At 59.7% G+C, this 21,533-nt stretch carries 18 protein-coding genes; 5 read left to right on the forward strand and 13 right to left on the reverse strand.

Annotation, left to right across the window (positions count from 1 at the left end; translation table 11 throughout):
- Positions 1-100 precede the first annotated feature (100 nt).
- Positions 101-838 carry a DUF2059 domain-containing protein gene (locus ACYZT1_RS23970; RefSeq protein ID WP_462016997.1) on the forward strand — a complete coding sequence of 246 codons (738 nt, stop codon included), beginning with the start codon at positions 101-103 and terminating at the stop codon, positions 836-838.
- A 33-nt stretch (positions 839-871) separates the two neighbouring features.
- Here ACYZT1_RS23970 and bipL read toward each other — a convergent pair whose 3' ends face one another.
- Positions 872-1,825, reverse strand: coding sequence for a phospholipase BipL (gene bipL / locus ACYZT1_RS23975; protein WP_462016998.1), 954 nt, complete (start codon positions 1,823-1,825; stop codon positions 872-874).
- 97 nt (positions 1,826-1,922) lie between these two features.
- Here bipL and ACYZT1_RS23980 point away from each other — a divergent pair, with 97 nt between their 5' ends.
- Together ACYZT1_RS23980 and ACYZT1_RS23985 are read left to right on the forward strand one after the other, a co-directional pair.
- On the forward strand, positions 1,923-2,534 hold the full coding sequence (locus ACYZT1_RS23980; protein ID WP_462016999.1) for a DUF6436 domain-containing protein: 612 nt from the start codon (positions 1,923-1,925) through the stop codon (positions 2,532-2,534).
- Between the two features lie 83 nt (positions 2,535-2,617).
- Positions 2,618-5,029: a penicillin acylase family protein gene (locus ACYZT1_RS23985; protein WP_462017000.1), complete on the forward strand. Its 2,412-nt coding sequence runs from the start codon at positions 2,618-2,620 to the stop codon at positions 5,027-5,029.
- A gap of 399 nt (positions 5,030-5,428) precedes the next feature.
- Here ACYZT1_RS23985 and ACYZT1_RS23990 read toward each other — a convergent pair whose 3' ends face one another.
- The 7 genes from ACYZT1_RS23990 to ACYZT1_RS24020 form a co-directional block, all read right to left on the reverse strand.
- On the reverse strand, positions 5,429-6,319 hold the full coding sequence (locus ACYZT1_RS23990) for an ABC transporter permease subunit (protein WP_462017001.1): 891 nt from the start codon (positions 6,317-6,319) through the stop codon (positions 5,429-5,431).
- Entirely contained in the window at positions 6,319-7,197 is an 879-nt protein-coding gene (locus ACYZT1_RS23995) for an ABC transporter permease subunit (protein ID WP_462019312.1), read from the reverse strand. Before ACYZT1_RS23995 ends, ACYZT1_RS23990 begins: the two co-directional genes overlap by 1 nt.
- A gap of 35 nt (positions 7,198-7,232) precedes the next feature.
- Positions 7,233-8,375, reverse strand: a complete 1,143-nt coding sequence (locus ACYZT1_RS24000) for an ABC transporter ATP-binding protein (RefSeq protein WP_462017002.1) — start codon at positions 8,373-8,375, stop codon at positions 7,233-7,235.
- A 69-nt stretch (positions 8,376-8,444) separates the two neighbouring features.
- The gene (locus ACYZT1_RS24005) at positions 8,445-9,542 is read right to left on the reverse strand and encodes a polyamine ABC transporter substrate-binding protein (RefSeq protein ID WP_462017003.1); all 1,098 of its coding nucleotides are present in this window, start codon (positions 9,540-9,542) and stop codon (positions 8,445-8,447) included.
- A gap of 230 nt (positions 9,543-9,772) precedes the next feature.
- Positions 9,773-10,870: a polyamine ABC transporter substrate-binding protein gene (locus ACYZT1_RS24010; RefSeq protein WP_462019313.1), complete on the reverse strand. Its 1,098-nt coding sequence runs from the start codon at positions 10,868-10,870 to the stop codon at positions 9,773-9,775.
- 182 nt (positions 10,871-11,052) lie between these two features.
- The gene (locus ACYZT1_RS24015) at positions 11,053-12,417 is read right to left on the reverse strand and encodes an aspartate aminotransferase family protein (RefSeq protein WP_462017004.1); all 1,365 of its coding nucleotides are present in this window, start codon (positions 12,415-12,417) and stop codon (positions 11,053-11,055) included.
- Between the two features lie 60 nt (positions 12,418-12,477).
- Complete coding sequence (locus tag ACYZT1_RS24020; protein ID WP_462017005.1) at positions 12,478-13,836, reverse strand: glutamine synthetase family protein; 1,359 nt, start codon at positions 13,834-13,836, stop codon at positions 12,478-12,480.
- Between the two features lie 603 nt (positions 13,837-14,439).
- Between ACYZT1_RS24020 and ACYZT1_RS24025 the strand changes: the two genes are divergently transcribed.
- Both ACYZT1_RS24025 and ACYZT1_RS24030 read left to right on the forward strand, forming a co-directional pair.
- Complete coding sequence (locus tag ACYZT1_RS24025) at positions 14,440-15,816, forward strand: glutamine synthetase family protein (protein WP_462017006.1); 1,377 nt, start codon at positions 14,440-14,442, stop codon at positions 15,814-15,816.
- Between the two features lie 790 nt (positions 15,817-16,606).
- Positions 16,607-17,245 (forward strand): TetR/AcrR family transcriptional regulator, encoded by a 639-nt coding sequence (locus tag ACYZT1_RS24030; protein ID WP_462017007.1) that lies wholly within the window; start codon positions 16,607-16,609, stop codon positions 17,243-17,245.
- 201 nt (positions 17,246-17,446) lie between these two features.
- Here ACYZT1_RS24030 and ACYZT1_RS24035 read toward each other — a convergent pair whose 3' ends face one another.
- The 5 genes from ACYZT1_RS24035 to ACYZT1_RS24055 form a co-directional block, all read right to left on the reverse strand.
- Positions 17,447-17,662, reverse strand: coding sequence for a TOBE domain-containing protein (locus tag ACYZT1_RS24035; RefSeq protein ID WP_003444581.1), 216 nt, complete (start codon positions 17,660-17,662; stop codon positions 17,447-17,449).
- Between the two features lie 109 nt (positions 17,663-17,771).
- A complete protein-coding gene (gene ssuB / locus ACYZT1_RS24040; protein WP_462017008.1) occupies positions 17,772-18,578 on the reverse strand; it encodes an aliphatic sulfonates ABC transporter ATP-binding protein in 807 nt (268 codons plus the stop codon).
- Positions 18,575-19,357 (reverse strand): aliphatic sulfonate ABC transporter permease SsuC, encoded by a 783-nt coding sequence (ssuC, locus tag ACYZT1_RS24045; RefSeq protein ID WP_462017009.1) that lies wholly within the window; start codon positions 19,355-19,357, stop codon positions 18,575-18,577. Before ssuC ends, ssuB begins: the two co-directional genes overlap by 4 nt.
- A gap of 8 nt (positions 19,358-19,365) precedes the next feature.
- Entirely contained in the window at positions 19,366-20,514 is a 1,149-nt protein-coding gene (gene ssuD, locus ACYZT1_RS24050; protein WP_462017010.1) for an FMNH2-dependent alkanesulfonate monooxygenase, read from the reverse strand.
- A 25-nt stretch (positions 20,515-20,539) separates the two neighbouring features.
- Positions 20,540-21,505: a sulfonate ABC transporter substrate-binding protein gene (locus ACYZT1_RS24055; protein ID WP_462017011.1), complete on the reverse strand. Its 966-nt coding sequence runs from the start codon at positions 21,503-21,505 to the stop codon at positions 20,540-20,542.
- Positions 21,506-21,533: the final 28 nt, after the last annotated feature.

Here is a 21,533-nt window from a genome sequence, read left to right on the forward strand (position 1 = left end):
TGTGCCCGAAAATCCGACAGAGCCGTGCAGCGCTTTGATACGAATTCTCGACAAGTCTGTATGCCGCACGGAGAATAGTCGCCTGCTGACAGGAGTCCCTATGCGCCGTTTGCTTTTCTCACTGCTGATGTTCTGCGTAATGCCCGCCTGGGCAGACGGCCACGACCAGTTGTACAAGGTCGCCGGTTGGCCGGAACAGCGCGCGCATTTCAATGACGCCCTGTCGGCGGCCCAGCAACGCTATCAGAACAGCTTGCCGCCGGCGGTGTTTCAAGCACTGGTGAACAACAGCAACAAGCGCTTTGCCCCGCAAGCCGTGGACCAGCGAGCCGAAGCGCAACTGCGCAAGACCCTAGCCGATCCGCAACCGGCACTGGCGTTTTTTCAGTCGCCCTTGGGCAGGAAAATCGTCGCTGCAGAATTGCTGGCGACCCGGCGCGATCAATTGGCAAAAAACGCCAAGGGCCTGCCGAAGATGCAAGTCAGCGATAACCGCCAACTGATCATCGGCCACCTGGCCCAGGCGCTGCCCGCCCGTGAGGCGGGTGCGGAAGTCAGTCTGGCCATTGCCGGTGTTGCCGCCGACAGCCTCAGTTCGATGATCCCCGGCTTGCTGGGGGGTGGACAGGCGCAAGGCATGTTGAATGGGCAGCGCCAGCGTTTGATGGACCAGATCGGCAGTGATTTGAACAATACGCTGCTTTACGTTTACCGCGACCTGTCGGACAACGAACTGGAAGAGTTCGCGACATTTGCCGAGTCCGCTGAGGGCAAGGCTTATTATCAGGCAGCGCTGGCGGCGATTCGGGCGGGGTTGGCGGTGGGGCAGAATCCTTGAGTCCAGATCGGTCATCTTGCGCCGGGCAGATCGCTATCGCTGCGGATCCCGGCCATTGATCCGCTTGCTCAAAAACCCGAAATACTCCTGCCGCATCGCCAACGTCTCGTTCGCCAAATGATGCCGCCCCTGCGGCAGCATGAAAACCTGCGGTCGATCGAACTTGGCGTTCAAGACAGCCAGATTGTGCTGCCAGTCCACCGTCATATCGGCCTGCCCCTGCACAATCAGCGGACGTCGAGTGCTGACCGGTGCACCTTCTATACGCTTGATCCAGCGTGCCAGCGCGCCAACCCACGCGGTCGGCAAGCGCCGCGGCTGTAACGGATCGGCCTGCAGGAATGGCAGAAAATCCGGATCGTTGGAATTCTCGCTGAAGCGTCGGGCGATGCCTTTGACGAAAGGCTTGAGCACGTAATAACTGAGTTGCGACCAGCCCCAGGCGCGCGGCCGCACCAACGGCGACAAGAGGATGACCTGACCTTGTGCCGGGCTGTCCGCGCCCACATTCAACACGTGATCAATCACGATCGCTCCACCGGTGCTTTGCCCGCATAGATGCCACGGCTTCGGCAAATCCAGCGCTTGCGCCTCGATAAACAGTCCTTGCAGCGTGTCTTGATACTCTTCGAAATCCTCGATGCTCGCCCGCTCGCCGCTGGACAGTCCATGCCCGGGCAAGTCGCAGGCAATCACCGCAAAACCCTGATCCAGCGCCCACTCGATCACATGCCGATACAGCCCTGTGTGATCGTAGAAACCGTGGAACAACAGCAGCGTCGCCTTCGCCCGCTTGGGCCACCAGACCTGGCTGACCACTTCGTAACCCCTCACCTCGAAGCGCCCCAGACCGCTGCGCAACTCGCGCCCGGGGAAATCCACACCGTAGAAGCGCCGATAAGCCTGCGCTTGCTCCGACAGCGGCTGCCACTCGGCCAATGGTCCAAGGCTGGCACGCAGAAGATCAGGATCGAAGTTGGCAGGCATGGATGATTCCAAAACATGAAACAGACTTTATGGGCCTGCGATATTCATCTGTCGCGGCAAGCATGGCAAGCTGGGCGATCTTCGAGGACCCCAACCCATGCGTTCGCCACACCGCGCCACACTGCTTGCCTGCCTGCTCGCTCTCGTGTGCGCCGGCGTGTTGTGGGCGGCGTACGACTGGTTTCAGGGGCGCTACCTGCGCGCATTCAGTTCCCACACGGCGGTGTTCTCCGGCGATCCCTTGCGCCTTCCCGATCAGCTCGCCGGCCCCGGCGCGATCCGCCTCGTGCACTTCTGGGATCCGGCCTGCCCATGCAATGTCGGCAATCAACAACACCTCACCGAACTGGTCGCCCGCTACGCGCCCCAAGGTGTGGAATTTTACGCGGTGCAAAAACCGGGCAGCCACGGACAGTTGCCCGAGACGCTGGGGAATCTGAAAAACATTACGGTTTTACCCGGCACGGAACAGGTACCCGCCAGCCCTGCCGTGGCGATCTGGGATCGCAGCGGCAAACTGGCGTACTTCGGGCCATACAGCGAGGGCCTCACGTGCAATTCCAGTAACAGTTTTATCGAGCCGATCCTGCAGGCCTTGAACGAAGGCCGCGCGGTGTATGCCACGCACACGTTGGCAGTGGGGTGCTACTGCCCGTGGCCCGCCACAACTGCGAAGCAGGAAAAACCCGGCAATACGAATCCCTCCTAAGGATGATGGGCCAAGTCAACAAGGCGTGTTAAACAGTGGCGCCGGGGAACTGCTGCCACTCATAACAAGAACAAGGAATTCTCATGAAGCGTCTGCTGACCGCACTCATCCTGCTCATCGTCGTGCTCGTCGCCGGTCTCGGCTGGTACGTCTACAGCAAGCAGCCGACACGCCAGGGCATGGTTGAGTTGCAGCATCTGCAGGGGTCGGTCACCGTGCGCTACGACGAGCGTGGCGTGCCGCATATTCGTGCTGAAAACGAACCGGACCTGTACCGCGCCCTCGGCTATGTGCACGCTCAGGACCGGCTGTTTCAAATGGAAATTCTGCGCCGTCTCGCCCGTGGCGAGCTGGCCGAAGTGCTGGGACCGAAACTGCTCGACAGCGACAAGTTGATGCGCAGCCTGCGCATTCGCGAACGGGCCGAAACCTACCTGGTGAATCTGGACAAGCAGTCACCGACTTTCATCGCCCTGCAGGCCTACCTCGATGGCATCAACCAGTATCAGGACAACCATCCCAAGCCTGCGGAATTCGATGCCCTGGGTATTTCCAGGCGCCCGTTTACCGCGCAGGACACCATCAGCATCGCCGGCTACATGGCTTACAGCTTCGCCGCCGCGTTTCGCACCGAACCCTTGTTGACCTACGTGCGCGATCAGTTGGGCAGCGACTACCTGAACGTGTTTGATCTCGACTGGCAGCCTAACGGCGTGCTGGCCAATCACCGCAAAAACGCCGCTCCAGCGCTTTCCAGCAGCGACTGGCAAGACCTCAACGCCCTCGCCCGCCTCAGCGAACAGGTGCTGGCCGACAACGGCCTGCCGCAGTTCGAAGGCAGCAACGCCTGGGTGGTCGCCGGCAGCCGCACCAAAAGCGGCAAGCCGCTGCTGGCCGGTGATCCGCACATTCGTTTTTCTGCGCCGTCGGTGTGGTACGAAGCGCAGCTTTCGGCGCCGGGCTTTGATCTTTATGGGCACTACCAGGCGTTGATGCCGTTTGCATCCCTCGGTTTGAACAGTCAATTCGGCTGGAGCATCACCATGTTCCAGAACGATGATCTGGATCTGATCGCCGAGAAGGTCAATCCGGACAATCCGAATCAGGTGTGGTATCGCGGCAACTGGGTGGACATGGTCACCAGCGAGCAGCAGATCGCGGTCAAGGGCCAGGCACCGGTGACGCTGGTGCTGCGCCAGTCGCCGCACGGTCCGATCGTCAACGATGCCCTGGGCAAAGGCGTCGGTAAAACGCCGATCGCCATGTGGTGGGGCTTCCTCGAAAGCGAGAACCCGATCCTTGAAGGTTTCTACCAGCTCAACCGCGCCGACACGCTGGCAAAGGCGCGCAGTGCCGCTGCCAAGGTTCAGGCGCCGGGCCTGAACATCGTTTGGGCCAACGCCAAGGGCGACATCGGCTGGTGGGCGGCGGCGCAACTGCCGAGGCGTCCGGCGGGCGCGCGGCCCTGGTTCATCCTCGATGGCGGTAGCGGCGAGGCAGACAAGGAAGGTTTTTACCCGTTCAGCGCCAATCCGCAGGAAGAGAACCCGGCGCGCGGCTACATCGTTTCGGCCAACTTCCAACCGGTGTCACCGGCCGGCATCGAAATCCCGGGCTATTACAACCTGGCCGATCGGGGGCAGCAGCTCAACCTCGAACTCGGCGACAACAACATCAAATGGGATCTGGAGACGAGCAAAAAACTGCAGCTGGGCACCACCACCGGCTACGGTCCGCGCCTGCTCGCGCCGTTGTTGTCGGTGTTGCGCGAAGCGACGAGCGACGCGGGCGAGCTGAAAATGATCGAGCAACTGGCGAAGTGGAAAGGCGACTATCCGCTGGATTCCACCAGCGCCACGCTATTCAACCAGTTTCTGTTCAACCTGGCCGACGCGACGATGCACGACGAACTGGGCAATGACTTTTTCGAAACGCTGCTCTCGACCCGAGTGATCGATGCTGCGCTGCCACGTCTTGCCGCGAATGCCGATTCGCCGTGGTGGGATAACCGCAACACCCTCGACAAGGAAACGCGCGCCGATACGGTGAAGCGGGCATGGCAAGCGAGCCTTGCGCATCTCAGGACCACGCTGGGTAGCGATGCCGGGCAATGGCAGTGGGGCAAGGCGCACACACTGACGCACGGCCATCCGCTGGGTCAGCAGAAGCCGCTGGACCGCGTGTTTAACGTCGGCCCGTTCGCCGCGCCGGGCAGCCATGAAGTGCCGAACAATCTGTCATCGAAAATCGGCCCGGCGCCGTGGCCCGTGACTTACGGCCCCTCGACCCGCCGCCTGATCGACTTCGCCGACCCGGAGCACAGCCTGACCGTCAACCCGGTGGGCCAGAGCGGTGTGCCGCTGGACAAGCACTATGAGGATCAGGCCGAGGCGTATATCGAAGGGGTGTATTTCCAGGCGTATCTCAATGATGAAGAAGTCACGGCCAATACGCGTAGTACGTTGAAGCTGCTGCCAACGAGGTCAGGGCAATAGATTTCTGTTGGCCGGACGGGCGCTTTCGCGGGCAAGTCGGATCGCCGCCCGGCCACCAGCAACAAGTCGTACGCCTCCAACGCTTCGCTGAAATGCCGATGGGCATTGAGCGCCAACCGTTGGAGCAAGGCATCACCCCGTCCGGGTTTCAAGCTTGCCTGTGGTGAGGGAAGGTGTTTTGGCGAGGGGCTTATCGTGGCGAGGGGGCTTGCCCCCGTTGGGCTGCCCAGCGGCCCCGCAAGCATGGGAGTACTGCGCACTCCAACGGGGGCAAGCCCCCTCGCCACAATAAGCCTCTTGGCCGCAACAAACCTCTGGCCACAAAATCGTCCGCTTTCGCGAGCAAGCTCGCTGCCACAGGGGCCAGGTTGACCACAGATTTGTGATCAACCTGATGGCTCAACCGGCTTGCGGCGCTGGCGCCCGACGCACATCCGGCTGCTTCCACGAATCGGCGGCGCTTTCTTCGATCGCTTGCTGAATCGCACGCTTGCGCGCTTCTTCGGCACGGCGGCTGAAGAACCACACCAAAAACGTCATCAGCGACACCGCCAGCAGAATCAGGCTGGCCACGGCGTTGATCTCGGGCTTCACGCCCAGACGCACCGCCGAGAACACTTCCATCGGCAAGGTGGTCGAGCCCGGCCCCGAAACGAAGCTCGCCAGCACCAGATCATCCAGCGACAGCGCGAACGACATCATGGCGCCCGCACCCAGCGACGGCGCGATCATCGGAATGGTGATCAGGAAAAACACCTTCCACGGCCGTGCGCCGAGGTCCATCGCCGCCTCTTCGATGGACAGGTCCAGCTCGCGCAAACGCGCCGACACCACCACCGCCACGTACGCCGAACAGAACGTCGTGTGAGCGATCCAGATGGTGACGATGCCACGCTCCTGCGGCCAACCGATCATCTGCGCCATCGCCACGAACAGCAGCAACAGCGACAGACCGGTGATCACTTCCGGCATCACCAGCGGTGCCGTGACCAGGCCACCGAACAGCGTGCGCCCCTTGAAGTGGCTGATGCGCGTCAGCACGAAGGCCGCCAGCGTGCCCAGCGCCACCGCCGCCACCGCCGTGTAGCAGGCGATCTCCAGCGAACGCAGCACCGAGCCCATCAGTTGCGAGTTGTCCATCAAGCCGACGTACCACTTGATCGACCAGCCGCCCCACACCGTCACCAGTTTCGAGGCGTTGAACGAGTAGATCACCAGGATCAGCATCGGCGCGTAAATGAACAGCAAACCCACGACCAGCATGAAACTCGAGAAACGGAAGCGCTTCATTACTTGCCCTCCATTTCTTTGGCCTGGCTACGGTTGAACAGAATGATCGGCACGATCAGGATCGCCAGCATCACCACCGCCAGGGCAGATGCCACCGGCCAGTCACGGTTATTGAAGAATTCCTGCCACAGCACTTTACCGATCATCAACGTTTCCGGGCCGCCGAGCAGTTCCGGAATCACAAACTCACCCACAACCGGAATGAACACCAGCATGCAGCCGGCGATGATGCCGTTCTTGGACAGTGGAATGGTGATCTTCCAGAAGCTGTTGAAAGTACTTGAACCCAGGTCGGACGCGGCTTCCAGCAAACTGTTGTCGTGCTTCACCAGGTTGGCGTAAAGCGGCAGGATCATGAACGGCAGGTAGGAATAAACAACCCCGATATAAACCGCCAGGTTGGTATTGAGGATTTGCAGCGGCTCGTCGATCCAGCCCATGGTCATCAAAAAACCATTGAGCAAGCCATTGTTACTGAGGATGCCCATCCACGCGTAGACGCGAATCAGAATCGCGGTCCAGGTCGGCATCATGATCAGCAGCACCAGCACCGTCTGCATCTCTTTGCGCGCGCTGGCGATGGCGTAGGCCATCGGGTAACCGATCAGCAGGCAGAGCACGGTGCTGATCAGCGCCATCTTCAGCGAGCCGAGATAGGCGGCGATGTACAACTCGTCGCCGGCCAGCATCGCGTAGTTGCCCAGGTTCAGCAGCAACTGCAATTTTTGCTCGGCGAACGTGTAGATTTCGGTGTACGGCGGAATAGCGACGTCGGCTTCAGCGAAGCTGATCTTCAACACGATGAAGAACGGCAGCATGAAGAACAGGAACAGCCAGATGAATGGAACCCCGATGACCAGCTGACGGCCACCGGGAATTATTCGGTTGAGGCGGCGTTTGAACTTGCGCATGTTCATGAGCGAAGCACCACGCCGCTGTCGTCTTCCCACCAGACGAACACCTGATCGCCCCAGGTCGGACGCTGACCGCGACGCTCGGCGTTGGCGACGAACGACTGCACGATTTTGCCACTCGGCAACTCGACATAGAACACCGAATGGCCGCCGAGGTAGGCGATATCGTGGACCTTGCCGCTCGACCAGTTGTATTCACAGGTCGGCATGTCGGCAGTGACCAGCAACTTTTCCGGGCGGATCGCGTAAGTGACCGACTTGTCCTGCACCGAGGTGCTGATGCCGTGCCCGACGAAAATATTGCGGTCCAGATCCTTGCAAGTAATCAGTGCATGCCCTTCGGCGTCGTCCACCACTTCGCCTTCGAAGATATTGACGTTACCGATGAATTCGCAGACCAGGCGACTGGTCGGGGTTTCGTAGATATCGATCGGGCTGCCGATCTGTGCGATCCAGCCCAGGTGCATGATCGCGATACGCTCGGCCATGGTCATGGCCTCTTCCTGATCGTGCGTTACCATCACGCAGGTTACGCCGACGCGCTCGATGATCTCGACCAGTTCCAGCTGCATTTGCGAACGCAGTTTTTTGTCCAGTGCGCCCATCGGCTCGTCGAGCAGCAACAGCTTGGGACGCTTGGCCAACGAGCGCGCCAGCGCCACACGCTGGCGCTGACCGCCGGACAACTGATGCGGCTTGCGCTTGGCATATTGGCTCATCTGCACCAGCTTGAGCATCTCGGCCACGCGCGCATCGACTTCAGTTGCCGGAATCTTGTCCTGCTTGAGGCCGAAGGCGATGTTCTGCGCCACGGTCATGTGCGGGAACAAGGCGTAGGACTGGAACATCATGTTGATTGGCCGCTCGTACGGCGGCATGTCGGTGATGTCTACGCCATCGAGGAAAATGCGCCCCTCCGTGGGCCGTTCGAAGCCTGCGAGCATGCGCAGCAATGTGGATTTGCCCGATCCCGAGCCGCCAAGCAAGGCGAAGATTTCACCTTTCTTGATCTCCAGGGACACATCGTCCACGGCAATCGTCTCGTCGAACTTCTTGGTGACCCGGTCGATCTTGACCAGCACCTGCTTCGGTGTCTGGTCGCCCTCGAGGGCTTTCTTGTAGGCGCCGGAGGCAACTGCCATTTACGAAACTCCCAACAAAATTGCAGTTCACCTCAAGCGGGCGAACCTTGGATAGTTTGAGCCTTGAAGCTATTTGCCCGACTTGACCTTGGTCCAGCTGCGGGTCATCAAGCGTTGAATGTTCGGTGGTAACTCGATCGACACGTAGGCTTTGTCGAGTACTGCTTGCGGCGGATAAATCGATTCGTCCGTGCGGATGGACTGCTCCATCAACGTGTCTGAGCCAGGGTTAGGGTTGGCGTAACCCACGTAGTCACTGACCTGGGCGATCACCTCAGGTTTGAGCAGATAGTTGATGAAGGCGTGCGCTTGCTTGGCGTTGCCCGAGTCTTTCGGGATTGCCAGCATGTCGAACCAGAGCGCGCCGCCCTCTTTGGGAATCGAGTAGGCAATGTCGACACCTTTGCCCGCTTCGGCCGCGCGGGCCTTGGCCTGGAAGATGTCACCGGAAAAGCCGATGGCGACGCAGATGTCACCATTGGCCAGGTCGGCGATGTATTTGGAGGAGTGGAAATACGTCACGTATGGACGCACTTTCAGCAACTTGGCTTCGGCCTTTTTGTAATCTTCAGGGTTGGTGCTATTGGCGTCGAGGCCCATGTAGTTGAGCACGGTGGGCATCATTTCATCGGCAGAGTCGAGAAATGCCACGCCGCAGCTTTGCAGCTTCTTGATGTTTTCCGGCTCGAAGACCACGTCCCACGATTCGATCTTGTCGAGGCCGAGCACAGCCTTGACCTTTTCAACGTTGTAACCGATGCCGTTGGTGCCCCACAGATACGGCACGGCGTACAGGTTGCCCGGGTCGTTCTGTTCCAGACGCTTGAGCAGCACCGGATCGAGGTTGGCGTAGTTGGGCAGTTGTTTCTTGTCGAGCTTCTGGAAAGCACCGGCCTTGATCTGTTTGCCGAGAAAATGGTTGGACGGCACGACCACGTCGTAACCGGTGCGACCGGCCAGCAGTTTGCCTTCCAGGGTTTCATTGGAGTCGAACACGTCGTAAACCGGTTTGATGCCGGTCTCTTTTTCGAAGTCCGCCAGGGTGGTCTCGCCGACGTAGTCCGACCAATTATAAATATGCACGGTACCGGCAGCCTGAACACCGACCGCCAGCGTGAGCCCGGCGCCGACCAGTAATGCATTGCGTAACAGAGAAAAAATTGGCAAGTGGAGGTCCTCTAAATTAGTTGGGCCCAAGTTGCCCGCGTTACATGACAGCCAAGGCTGTCCGGCAATCAACCGGCGCGCAACTTACCTTCGATAAACCATTCCAGCAAACTTTATGAAAATCCTTGTAGGAACGGGCTTGCTCGCGAAGGTCGCCAACGATGACGCGGAGTGTCTGATAGCCCGCGGTGTTGCGAATTTCTTCGCGAGCAAGCTCGCTCCTACAATGGTCATTTACCGGATTTGATCTTGGTCCAGCTGCGCGTCAGGATCCGCTGGGTCGCGGCCGGCAGGTCGGCAATCGCGTACAGCTTGGCCAGCACGTCCGCAGGCGGGTAGACGCCCGGGTCTTCGGTAATGTCTTTTTCCACCAACGGCGTTGCGGCCGAGTTGCCGTTCGGGAAGCGTACGGCGTTGGTGATTTCAGCCATGATTTCCGGCTTCATCAGGAAGGTCATGAACTTGTAGGCGCCTTCGACGTTTTCGGCATCTTTAGGGATGGCGACCATGTCGTAGAAACTGCCTGCACCTTCTTTCGGAATGTTGTAGCTGACTTTGACCTTGTCACCGGCTTCAGCGGCGCGCGCTTTAGCCTGGTAGATGTCGCCCGAGTAACCCACGGCTACGCAGATGTTGCCGTTGGCCAGGTCAGAGATGTACTTGGACGAATGGAAGTAGCCCACCGAAGGACGGATCTTCAGGAACAGTGCTTCGGCTTCGGCCAATTGTTTTTTGTCCTGGCTGTCGGTTGGATAGCCCAGGTAGTGCAACGCCACCGGAATCATCTCGGTTGGAGAATCGAGGAAACTGATACCGCACGATTTCAACTTCGCAGCGTTTTCAGGTTTGAACAGCAAGTCCCAGGAATTGGTCGGCGCATCGGCACCCAGCGCAGCCTTGACCTTCTCGGCGTTGAAACCAATACCAATCGAACCCCACATGTACGGGAAAGCGTGTTCGTTGCCCGGGTCACTCACCGAGACCGCTTTGAGCAGGTCGGCGTTAAGGTTTTTCCAGTCAGGCAGTTTGGATTTGTCCAACTTCTGATAGACCCCGGCCTTGATCTGCTTGGCCAGGAAGTTGTTCGACGGCACGACGATGTCGTACCCGGACTTGCCTGCCAGCAATTTGGCTTCCAGGGTTTCGTTGCTGTCGAAGACGTCATAAACGACTTTGATCCCCGACTCGGCTTCGAATTTCTTGACGGTATCCGGTGCGATGTAATCGGACCAGTTGTACACGTGCAGGACTTTGTCATCGGCCTGAACTGCGCCTGCCATCACGCCCATCAGGGACATGGCGAGGAGGGTCTTGCCAGCTATCTTCATACCTAATGCCTTCATGGGTAATGCTCCAGTTTTTCTTTTTAACCGCATGCTCGGCAGCCTCTCCCGGTCATCCGAACGGTGGGTAGTCTGGCAAGATCCAGGGCAGGCTTTCAAGGAAAGACCCAGCCTTCGTTTTGCTCCGGGCAAAATGCGCGCATCGCACTTCGCAGAGAGCCTAGCACTTAGCCCTGCAACGCACTCAGCGTCAGGTCCAGACACTTGCGTGCCTTGGTCACCAGCTCATCGATTTCAGCCCTGGTAATCACCAGTGGCGGCGCAATGATCATGGTGTCGCCGACGGCGCGCATGATCAGGCCGTTTTCGAAACAGAACGTGCGGCAGATCATGCCTACACCCTTGCCTTCGTAACGCTTGCGCGTGGCCTTGTCCTGAACCAGTTCGATGGCCCCCAACAGGCCAACCCCGCGCACTTCCCCCACCAACGGGTGATCGTTCAGCTCCCGCAGACGCTTTTGCAAATAGGGTGCCGACTCTGCGTGAACGCGCTCGATAATTTTCTCGTCGCGCATGATGCGGATATTTTCCAGCGCCACCGCCGCTGCCACAGGATGGCCGGAGTACGTGAAACCGTGGTTGAAATCGCCGCCTTCGTTGAGCACCGCGACCACCTCGTCGCGCACGATTAACCCCCCCATCGGGATGTAACCGGAAGTCAGGCCTTTGGCGATGGTCATCATGTCGGGTTTGAGGTCGTAGAAATCGGTACCAAACCACTCACCGGTGCGGCCGAAACCACAGATCACTTCGTCCGCGACGAACAGGATGTCGTACTTGGCGAGGATTTCCTTGATGCGCGGCCAGTAGGTTTCTGGCGGAATAATCACGCCGCCGGCACCCTGGATCGGCTCGGCAATAAAGGCACCGACGTTATCCACGCCCACTTCGAGAATTTTTGCTTCCAGCTGATTGGCCGCCCACACACCGAACTCTTCCGGCGTCATGTCGCCGCCTTCGGCGAACCAGTACGGCTGCGCAATGTGAACGATGCCCGGAATCGGCAAATCGCCCTGCTCGTGCATGTAAGTCATGCCACCCAGGCTCGCGCCGGCCACGGTGGACCCGTGATAACCGTTCTTGCGACTGATGATGACCTTCTTGTTTGGCTGGCCCTTGATCGCCCAGTAATGGCGGACCATACGCAGCATCGTGTCGTTGCCTTCAGAACCGGAACCGGTGAAGAACACGTGGTTCATGCCTTGCGGCGCGATGTCGGCGATGGCTTTGGCCAATTCCAGCACCGGCGGGTGAGCGGTCTGGAAGAACAGGTTGTAATAAGGGAGTTCGCGCATTTGCTTGCTGGCAGCGTCAGCCAGTTCATCACGACCGTAACCGATCGCCACACACCACAGGCCGGCCATGCCGTCGAGAATCTTGTTGCCTTCGCTGTCCCACAGGTACACACCTTTGGCGCTGGTGATGATGCGCGGGCCTTTCTCTTTCAGCTGCTTGAAATCGCTGAACGGGGCCAGGTGATGATCGTTGCTCAGGGTCTGCCATTCACGGGTTTGCGGATTGTTGCTGGTCATGCGAATTCTCCTAAAAAGATCAGCTGAAAGCGCCGCCCGACAGCGGCGGCGCCCGGCGTGTCAGACGGCGAAAAGCAGGAATTCCCGCTCCCACGAACTGATCACGCGCTTGAAGTTTTCATGCTCGGCCCGCTTGACCGCGACGTAGCCCGTGATGAATTTTTTGCCCAGGTATTTCTCGACAGTCGCGCTGTGTTCCATACGTTCCAGCGCGTCTTCGATGGTCAGCGGCAGGCGCAGGTTGCGGCGTTCATAGCCACGACCGACTACCGGCGCGCTTGGGTTCAGCCCTTCGACCATGCCGATGTAGCCGCAGAGCAGGCTCGCGGCAATCGCCAGGTACGGGTTGGCGTCGGCGCCCGGCAGGCGGTTTTCCACCCGACGGTTTTGCGGCCCGGCATCCGGAACCCGCAGGCCCACGGTGCGGTTTTCTTCGCCCCACTCCACGTTCACCGGTGCCGATGTGTCCGGCAGGAAGCGGCGGAACGAATTGACGTTGGGCGCAAACAACGGCAGCAGTTCGGGGATGAGTTTCTGCAAGCCACCGATGTGGTGCAGGAACAACTGGCTCATGGTCCCGTCTTCGTTGGAGAACACGTTTTTGCCGGTCTCGAGGCTGATGATGCTCTGGTGCAAATGCATCGCGCTGCCCGGCTCGCCGGTCATGGGTTTGGCCATGAAGGTCGCCGCGACGTTATGCTTGAGCGCCGCTTCACGCATGGTGCGTTTGAAGATCAGGATCTGGTCGGCGAGGGACAAGGCATCGCCGTGACGGAAGTTGATTTCCATCTGCGCAGTGCCGTCCTCGTGGATCAGCGTATCGAGGTCCAGCTCCTGCAATTCGCACCAGTCGTAAACGTCTTCGAACAGCGGGTCGAACTCGTTCGCCGCTTCGATCGAGAACGACTGGCGGCCAGTTTCCGGACGACCGGAACGGCCAATCGGCGGTTGCAGCGGGTAGTCCGGGTCGTCGCTGCGTTTAGTCAGGTAAAACTCCATTTCCGGCGCCACGATGGGCTGCCAGCCTTTGTCGGCATAGAGCTTCAACACTTTCTTGAGTACGTTACGCGGCGACAGCTCGATCGGGTTGCCTTGCTTGTCATAAGCGTCGTGGATCACCTGAGCGGTCGGCTCGATGGACCAGGGCACCATGTAAACCGCGTTCTGGTCGGGGCGGCAAATCATGTCGATGTCGGCCGGATCGAGCAGTTCGTAATAGATGTCGTCTTCGACATAGTCGCCGGTCACGGTCTGCAACAGAACGCTCTCGGGCAGGCGCATGCCTTTTTCAGCGATGAACTTGTTGGTCGGCGAAATCTTGCCCCGGGTGATCCCGGTCAAGTCGGCGATCATGCATTCGACTTCTGTGATCTTGTGGTCTTTCAACCAATCGGTGAGCTGGTCGAGGTTGTTACTCATAAATGCCTCTTAGGCTGAGTTTCCTGACTTTAATGAGTCAGGCGTTGTTTGACGCATGGGCGTCGCTTGGTACAAATTGCCACTGCCATTACCGCGCACGGATACCCGCCGCGACAGTGGCATGGGCAGGCATTGTAGGGTTTTCGCGGGCAGAATCATGAGCGGTGCAAGACGCATTGTCTGGGCCACACTCGGGAAACAGTTCTATATTGTCAGGAGAGCCGGTAAACAGACTGCCACAGAGCCCGTCCAGAATATCGGACGCTACCGGCACAAAGGTCTGCAGCGGGCAGGTGGTGACGCCGATTAACGGCAGGCAAGACATGAAGCACCCCGGTATTATTGCTGTTATGGGTTTGAATCGAGCTTAGCCTTGTTCATTTTTTTACACAACACCCCCGTAAAAAATACAACACGGTCCGCTCAAGCCCGTGCCAGGCAAAGCGCTCAAACCCATAAAAGCGCCCCAAAGTGCCGCAAAAAAGCCCCACAGGCGCTTTTTCAGGGCAAAAAAGGCCTCGCTTGACTTCGGCATGCCGTTCGGGTTGACTGAAACCCGAAGAGATCAATGATTGATATTTTTAACAACAAAGGTGTTGCATCATGTCGGTACCCCCGCGTGCCGTTCAGCTTAACGAAGCGAACGCGTTCCTTAAGGAACATCCTGAGGTTCTGTACGTCGACCTTCTGATTGCGGATATGAATGGTGTGGTGCGCGGCAAGCGCATCGAACGCACCAGTCTCCACAAGGTTTACGAGAAAGGCATCAACCTGCCGGCCTCCCTATTTGCTCTGGATATCAATGGCTCGACGGTGGAAAGCACCGGCCTGGGTCTGGACATCGGCGATGCTGACCGAATCTGCTATCCAATCCCGGACACCCTGTGCAATGAGCCCTGGCAGAAGCGCCCTACCGCGCAACTGTTAATGACCATGCATGAGCTCGAAGGCCAGCCGTTCTTTGCCGACCCGCGAGAAGTACTGGCCAATGTAGTGCGCAAGTTCGACGACATGGGGCTGACCATCTGCGCCGCGTTCGAACTGGAGTTCTACCTGATCGACCAGGAGAACGTGAACGGTCGTCCGCAACCGCCACGCTCGCCAGTTTCCGGCAAACGCCCGCATTCGACACAGGTTTACCTGATCGACGACCTCGACGAATACGTCGACTGCCTCCAGGACATTCTGGAAGGTGCGAAAGAGCAAGGCATCCCGGCCGACGCGATCGTCAAGGAAAGTGCCCCGGCGCAGTTCGAAGTGAACCTGCACCACGTCGCCGACCCGATCAAGGCGTGCGACTACGCGGTACTGCTCAAGCGTCTGATCAAGAACATCGCCTACGACCATGAAATGGACACCACTTTCATGGCCAAGCCTTACCCGGGCCAGGCCGGCAATGGTCTGCATGTACACATTTCGATTCTTGATAAAGACGGCAAAAATATTTTTGCCAGCGAGGATCCCGAGCAGAACGCCGCGCTGCGTCACGCGATCGGCGGTGTGCTCGAGACCCTGCCGGCGCAGATGGCTTTCCTCTGCCCGAACGTCAACTCGTACCGTCGTTTCGGCGCACAATTTTACGTGCCGAATTCGCCGTGCTGGGGCCTGGACAACCGCACCGTAGCGATTCGCGTGCCGACCGGTTCCTCGGACGCCGTGCGTATCGAACATCGGGTGGCCGGTGCCGATGCCAACCCGTACCTGCTGATGGCTTCGGTCCTGGCGGGCGTGCACCACGGTCTGACCAACAAGATCGAACCGGGCGCACCCGTGGAAGGCAACAGCTACGAGCAGAACGAGCAAAGCCTGCCGAACAACCTGCGCGATGCATTGCGCGAGCTGGACGACAGCGAAGTCATGGCCAGGTACATCGATCCGAAATACATCGATATCTTTGTGGCCTGCAAGGAAAGTGAGCTGGAGGAGTTTGAACACTCCATCTCCGACCTTGAGTACAACTGGTATCTGCATACCGTGTAAGCGGTTGCAGCAAAAAAAGAACGCCGCCGGCCTCACAGCCTGTGGCGTTTTTTTATGGCCGCCGAAACATCCCGTGGCGAGGGGGCTCGCCCCCGCTGGAGTGCGCAGCGCTCCCTTTGATGGCCCGATACAGTTCTGTCAGGCATACCGCACTGGCTGGCTTTGGGGCTGCTGCGCAGCCCAACGGGGGTAAACCCCCTCGCCACAGGTAAACACCCTCACCACAGATAAATCCCCTCGCCACAGGTAAACCCCTCACCACAGGTGAACGTTTTTTTATGGCCGACGAAATATCCCGTGGCGAGGGGGCTTGCCCCCGCTGGAGTGCGCAGCGCTCCCTTTGATGGCGCGATAGAGTTCTGTCAGGCATACCGCACTGGCTGGCTTTGGGGCTGCTGCGCAGCCCAACGGGGGTAAACCCCCTCGCCACAGGTAAACCCCCTCACCAGAGGTAAATACCCTCACCACAGATAAATCCCCTCGCCACAGGTGAACGTTTTTTTATGGCCGACGAAATATCCCGTGGCGAGGGGGCTTGCCCCCGCTGGAGTGCGCAGCGCTCCCTTTGATGGCGCGATAGAGTTCTGTCAGGCATACCGCACTGGCTGGCTTTGGGGCTGCTGCGCAGCCCAACGGGGGTAAACCCCCTCGCCACAGGTAAACACCCTCACCACAGGTGAACCCCTTGCCACAGGTAAACACCCTCACCACAGATAAATCCCCTCACCTCAGGGATGTGGAACATCTCTGCGCTCTGCGTACAATGCCCGCTGCCCCGCAGGAGACTCCAATGACGCGCACCGCCACCGTTCGCAAACCCCGCGCCCGCAGTCAGGCACGGATCGATTCGATACTCGACGCCGCGCGCACGTTGCTGGCGGCCGAGGGCGTGGCCAGCCTGTCGATTTACGGCGTCGCCGAGCGCGCGCAAATCCCGCCCTCCTCCGTCTACCACTTCTTCGCCAGCGTCCCGGCCCTGCTCGAAGCGCTGACCGCCGACGTTCACGCGGCTTTCCGCGCCTGCCTGCAAGCGCCCATCGACCACCATGCCCTGCACAACTGGCACGACCTGTCGCGCCTGGTCGAACAGCGAATGCTTGCGATCTACGACGAAGACGCCGCCGCCCGCCAGTTGATCCTCGCCCAGCACGGTCTGACCGAAGTGACCCAGGCTGACCGTCAGCACGACATCGAACTGGGCGACTTGATGCACAAGCTGTTCGATCACCATTTCGAACTGCCGAAACTGCCCACCGATGTCGACGTGTTCGCGCTGGCCATGGAGCTGGGTGATCGGGTCTACGCGCGCTCGGTGCAGCAACACGGGCAGATTACGCCGCGCATGGCCGAGGAAGGGATGCGGGTGTTTGATGCGTATCTGGGGTTGTATTTGCCGCCGTATCTGCACAAGCGCGCGGTTTCAGGCTGATCTCTGGGGCGGCTGCTATGGCCTCATCGCGAGCAGGCTCGCTCCCACACTGGATCTTCAGTGAACACAGCATGTGTGTACTACAAAAATCCCTGTGGGAGCGAGCCTGCTCGCGATGGCCGCGCCGCTGATATGACCTGTTCACACCCATAAAAAACCCCGAAAGGCTCGCGCCGTCCGGGGCTGCAGGTGGCGCATGCATCACAACTTGGCGATCGACACTTCCGTGGATTTCACAAACGCGATCACCTCGCTGCCGACCACCAGTTCCAGCTCTTTCACCGAGCGTGTGGTGATCACCGAAGTGACGATGCCGGAAGCGGTCTGCACGTCGATTTCCGACAGCACGTCACCCAGCACGATTTCCTTGATGTGGCCTTTGAACTGATTACGCACGTTAATGGCTTTGATGGTCATACGATTTCTCCTAGGGTCGAAAAAATCAGCTGCCAGTGGCAAGCCTCAAACTGCAAGTAAAAGCGATCCACTCCACTTGCAGCTTGTCGCTTGCAACTTGCCGCTGCTTCTATTGCGCCCAGCGCAATTGCGTGGGCAAGGGTGGAACAGGTTCCGGTTCCGGCGGTTGGCCGGGCAATGCGAGAACGCGGTTGAGGACTTCGGTTTCCAGCGTCGCCAGTCGATGAGAGCCACGCACCCGAGGGCGCGGGAGTTCGACGTGCAGATCGAGGCCAACTTCGCCCTCTTCAATCAGGAGCACCCGATCGGCAATTGCCACCGCTTCACTGACGTCATGGGTCACCAGCAACACGGTGAAGCCGTGCTTCAGCCAAAGCCGCTCGATCAGTTGCTGCATTTCAATGCGGGTCAGCGCATCCAGCGCGCCCAATGGCTCGTCCAGCAGGAGCAAGCGCGGTTGATGAATCAGCGCGCGGGCCAGCGCCACCCGTTGCTTTTGCCCGCCGGACAGTGCCGCCGGCCACTCGTTGGCGCGGTCCGCCAGACCGACCGATTCCAACGCTTCCAGCGCTTGAGGCCGCCAGTTGCCGGACAAGCCGAGACCGACGTTGTCGATGACCTTTTTCCAGGGCAGCAAGCGCGCTTCCTGGAACATCAGCCGGGTGTCTTCGCGTGCGTCAGTCAACGCAGCAGAGCCGGCCAGCAATTCACCGCCAGTGGCTTTATCGAGCCCGGCGAGTAAGCGCAGCAAGGTGCTTTTGCCGCAACCACTGCGGCCCACCACGACCACAAATTGCCCGGCCGGAATATGCAGATCAATGCCGCGCAACACTTGCCGTGAGCCAAAGGTTTTCTGCAGTTTGCGCACCGCCAGCGGAATTCCGCGCAACAGGCGTGGGGGTTGTTGAGCCGTCATGCCGCACCTCCCCTGGCAACCTGATACGCCGGATGCCAGCGCAGCCAGACGCGCTCCAGGCCACGGGCCGCGAGGTCGGCCAGCTTGCCGAGCATTGCATATAAAAGAATCGCCAGCACCACCACATCAGTTTGCAAGAATTCCCGGGCATTCATCGCCAGATAGCCGATGCCCGAGCTGGCGGAAATGGTTTCCGCGACGATCAGGGTCAGCCACATAAAGCCCAGGGCGAAGCGTACGCCGACCAGAATCGAAGGCAGCGCACCCGGCAGAATCACTTGGCGGAACAGGCTGAAACCGGACAGGCCGTAACTGCGCGCCATCTCCACCAGCGCCGGATCGACGTTGCGAATGCCGTGATAGGTGTTGAGGTAAATGGGGAACAACGTGCCCAGTGCCACCAGAAAAATCTTCGCCGACTCGTCGATGCCGAACCACAGGATCACCAGCGGAATCAGCGCCAGGTGCGGTACGTTGCGGATCATCTGCACCGAACTGTCGAGCAGTCGTTCACCCCATTTCGACAGGCCGGTGATGAAACCCAGTACCAGGCCGATGCTGCCGCCAATGGTGAACCCCAGCGCCGCACGCCAGCCGCTGATCGCCAGATGCGTCCAGATATCGCCACTTCGCACCAGGCTGATGCCGGCTTCGATCACCGCGAGCGGCGCCGGCAGAATCCGTGTCGACAACCAGCCGGCCGACACTGACAGCTGCCACACCGCCAGCAGCAAAACCGGCAACGCCCAGGGCGCAAGGCTGTGGATGATTTTCTTCATGGCGCGCCTCAGCTCTGCGACGCGGCTTTGGGAAGTATGTCGTTGGCGACCATTTCGCCGAACGGGCTGACGTAGTTGGCGCCTTGCGGCAACGGCGGGCGCTCGATGTCCAGGTGCGGGAACAGCAGCTCGGCGACCCGGTACGACTCTTCCAGGTGCGGATAACCGGAGAAGATGAAGGTGTCGATGCCCAGGTCTGCGTATTCCTTTACGCGCGCGGCCACGGTCGGGCCATCACCCACCAACGCCGTACCGGCACCGCCGCGCACCAGCCCGACACCGGCCCACAGGTTGGGGCTGACTTCGAGGTTGTCGCGGCTACCGCCGTGCAGCGCCGCCATGCGTTGCTGGCCGACCGAATCGAAACGCGCCAGGGAAGCCTGGGCACGGGCGATGGTGTCGTCGTCCAGATGCGAGATCAGGCGATCCGCCGCTTGCCAGGCTTGGGCATTGGTTTCGCGCACGATCACGTGCAGGCGGATGCCGAAGCGCACAGTGCGCCCCAGTTTGGCGGCCTTGGCGCGAACCTGCTCGATTTTCTCCGCGACGGCGGCCGGCGGTTCGCCCCAGGTGAGGACCATTTCTACTTGTTCCGCCGCCAGATCCTGCGCCGCTTCCGAGGAACCGCCAAAGTACAGCGGCGGACGCGGTTGCTGGATCGGCGGATAGAGCAGCTTGGCGCCTTTCACGCTGATGTGCTGGCCGTGGTAATCGACGGTTTCACCTTCCAGCACGCGGCGCCAGATGCGGGTGAATTCCACGGAGGCCTGATAACGTTCTTCGTGCGTCAGGAGCAACCCGTCGCCAGCCAATTCTTCTGGATCACCGCCGGTGACCAGGTTGAACAGTGCACGGCCACCGGACAGGCGATCCAGCGTGGCCGCCTGACGCGCGGCGACTGTCGGGGAAATGATCCCGGGACGCAATGCGACCAGAAATTTCAAGCGCTGAGTCACCGGGATCAGCGACGCGGCGACCAGCCAGGAATCTTCGCAGGAGCGGCCCGTGGGAATCAGCACCCCACCAAACCCGAGACGATCGGCCGCTTGCGCGATCTGCTGCAAATAGCCGTGGTCGACGGCGCGCGCTCCCTCTGAAGTGCCGAGGTAATGGCCATCGCCGTGGGTAGGCAGGAACCAGAAAATGTTGAGGCTCATGGAGTGGTCTCCTTGGGGAATCGAATTATCGCGCGGTGGCAACGGCGGCCGGTGGCGTCCAGATCACGTCTTTGATGCTGAGCGGCTTCGGAATCAATTTGAGCTGGTAGAAGCTGTCGGCGATTTTTTGCTGCGCGGCGACCACTTCCGGAGTCAGGAACAAGGCACCGTAGCCTTGGCGTTTTACCGAAGTCAGGGTGATGTCCGCTGGCAGGCCGAGCAGGGGCGCGACTTGCTGGGTCACGTCTTCAGGATTCGCCCGGGACCACTCGCCCACAGCGCGCACTTCTTCCACGAGGGTCTTGATCACCTGAGGATTTTTCTGTGCGTAGGGTTTGGTCGCGAGGTAGAACTGATGGTTGTCGACGATGCCTTGGCCATCGCGCAGGGTGTGCGCTTGCAACTGCTGTTCGGCGGCGGCCTGGTAGGGATCCCAGATGACCCAGGCGTCTACGCTGCCACGCTCAAAGGCAGCGCGGGCATCGGCGGGCGGCAGAAAAACGGTCTGGATGTCGCTGTATTTGAGGCCGGCCTCTTCCAGCGCACGCACCAGCAGGTAATGCACGTTTGAGCCTTTGTTCAGAGCGATTTTTTTGCCTTTGAGGTCCTGCACCGATTTGATCGGCGAGTCTTTCGGCACCAGGATCGCTTCGCTGTGCGGCGCTGGCGGTTCGTACGCGACGTAGAGCAGATCGGCGCCGGCTGCCTGGGCAAACACCGGCGGGGTTTCGCCGGTAACGCCGAAGTCGATGGAGCCCACGTTCAGGCCTTCAAGCAGTTGCGGGCCACCGGGGAATTCGGTCCATTTCACATCCACGCCTTGCGCGGCGAGACGGTTTTCCAGCGTGCCCTTGGCTTTGAGCAGCACCAGCGTGCCGTACTTCTGATAACCGATTCTTAACGTCTCGGCCTGAGCTTGTGTAATGGCGCCGAAGGACACAGCCGCAGCAAACAGAGCGACCAGACCACGACGCAAAATGACAGTGCGCATAGCGCTCTCCTTTTTGCAGTTGGGTTTT

The sequence above is a fragment of the Pseudomonas sp. PB3P13 genome, assembly GCF_054897735.1.